Source organism: Lactobacillus helveticus DSM 20075 = CGMCC 1.1877, from assembly GCF_000160855.1.
GTDB lineage: Bacteria > Bacillota > Bacilli > Lactobacillales > Lactobacillaceae > Lactobacillus > Lactobacillus helveticus.
In genome coordinates this window covers 258,923-260,899 of the sequence record NZ_GG700753.1, presented here as the reverse complement: position 1 = coordinate 260,899, position 1,977 = coordinate 258,923, and the positions used below count along the sequence as shown (strand labels likewise).

Sequence of the window (1,977 nt, the reverse complement as noted above, 5' to 3'; positions counted from 1 at the left end):
TTAGGCCACCGCCCATGTATGGAGCCATATCCATCGCGTTGATTTCGTTGAAGGTTAACCAGTAACGAACCTTGCCCTTGTAGTGGTTCATGACGATATCAGAGTAGTGAACAAAGGCATCGATCAAATGACGATCCTTCCAGCCACCGAAGCGAGTAATCAATGAAAGTGGGGGTTCATAGTGAGACAAAGTCACTAATGGCTCAATATCATATTTGGCACATTCATCAAATACCTTGTCGTAAAAGGCCAAGCCTTCTTCATTAGGTTTTTCGTCGTCACCATTAGGCAAGATTCTGGACCAGTTCATTGATAATCTGAAGACATAAAAGCCCATTTCGGCCATTAATTTAATATCTTCCTTATAGTGATGGTAAAAATCAGTTCCTTGGTGACTTGGATGGTAGTAACCGTCAAGCATAGTTGGTACAGCGCCTTCTGGCAATTTGAAGTCTTGCCCCCATACAAGAGGAGTAGCACCAGTTTCGCAGTTAGGCTTTTTCCAAGTTACTTTACGAGGTTCAGTTGCTGAACCATTAGTTAAAACGTCAACGGCATTTAAACCTTTGCCGCCTTCATCGTATCCGCCTTCGTATTGGTTGGCAACTGTAGCGCCGCCCCAAGTAAATTTATTGTTAAATGACATAGATTACCTCTAAAAACGATTATTATCTAGTAAGACATAGTCACGAGTATCGTAACGATTACGGCTGACTGAATATTTAATCGGCTGACCGTTGGTTAACCAAATGATTTGCTCTAATTCGAGCATTGGATCATCTGATTTAGCATCTAAATATTTGATATCATATTTGTCAGGTTTTGCTGCACGAATCTTACGATAAGCATGACCAAACTTTAAGTGAAGTTTTTGGTGAATGTAGTTATAAATAGAAGAATGAAGTATTTTTTCATCTAAGTCAGGGACTAATTTAACGGGCATAAAGGCATGCTCAATAATTAATGGTTTCTCGTCATAGCTTCTTAACCTAACAATATTGTAGATTGGTTCATTGCACTTTAAGCTGAGATTATTTTGCATTTGTGGATCAGGAAATTCCACTGAAAAATGCAGAATATCACTCTTAACTTTATCCTTGCCTAATTGATTCTGTAAACCTGTAAATGCATTCGCTGGTGTATCAGTGGGAGATTTAATAGGAATATCACCGGCTACAAATGTACCTAAACCAGATTGTTTATAGATTAATCCTTGTCTTTCCAAACCATCGAAAGCTTTTTTAACTGTTAAGCGACTAACATTAAATTCTTGTGCAAATGCTTCTTGGTCGGGAAGAGGTTCTTCCTTACTATAGACATTATCTGTAATGCGTTTCTTTAACTTCTCAGCGACCTCTAAATATTTTGCTCTTGCCATGTTTTATCATCCGATTTCTAACTAGATTTTATACTTTTACCTCTATTTTAAAACAAACATCTATACTTTATCAAAAAAGAGATGTCATTTTACTATTAATTTATAGCTTGATGACATCTCTTTTAATTGTTGATTAATTAATTACAGCTTTATTTGTTAGCAGCTGCTTCCTTTTGCTCCTTAGCAAGTAAGACCTTATCGTATTTACGAGCGAATGGCCAGTAAATTGCAGTTGAGATCAACAGAGTACAGAATTGCCAGATAGCCATCTTCCAACCACCAATTAAGAAACCGAAGATAACGGCTGGAGTTGTCCAAGGAGCGGCAACACCGTTAAGTGGTGGAACAATACCAGTCTTAATTACTAAGTAAGTTGATGCAGCAATTACTAATGTAGTTAAGAAGAATGGTACAGCAAGCATAGGGTTCATAACGATTGGCAAACCAAAGAGGAATGGTTCGTTAATGTTAAAGATACCAGGAACTAATTCCAACTTACCGATTGGCTTCAATTGAACTGATTTAGCAGCAATTAAAGTGAAGATAACTAAACCAATAGTGATATCTGAACCAGTCAAGTTAATGAAGTTGTTGTAGAA

Annotated in this window: 3 protein-coding genes; all 3 read right to left on the bottom strand. The window is 37.4% G+C overall.

The genetic code is table 11. The features are described 5' to 3' along the window. The coding region (locus tag HMPREF0518_RS04865; protein WP_003626694.1) for a family 1 glycosylhydrolase at positions 1-646 on the bottom strand (646 nt) is incomplete at its 3' end. Positions 647-655: 9 nt separating this feature from the next. After that, on the bottom strand, positions 656-1,378 hold the full coding sequence (locus HMPREF0518_RS04860; protein ID WP_003626692.1) for a GntR family transcriptional regulator: 723 nt from the start codon (positions 1,376-1,378) through the stop codon (positions 656-658). 149 nt (positions 1,379-1,527) lie between these two features. Then, positions 1,528-1,977: PTS transporter subunit EIIC (locus tag HMPREF0518_RS04855; RefSeq protein ID WP_003626691.1), on the bottom strand; the 450-nt coding region annotated here is incomplete at its 5' end.

Bases quoted from the DNA above. Each gene is read 5' to 3' on its own strand.
- HMPREF0518_RS04860 (WP_003626692.1), bottom strand. From the start codon at position 1,378: ATGGCAAGAGCAAAATATTTAGAGGTCGCTGAGAAGTTAAAGAAACGC.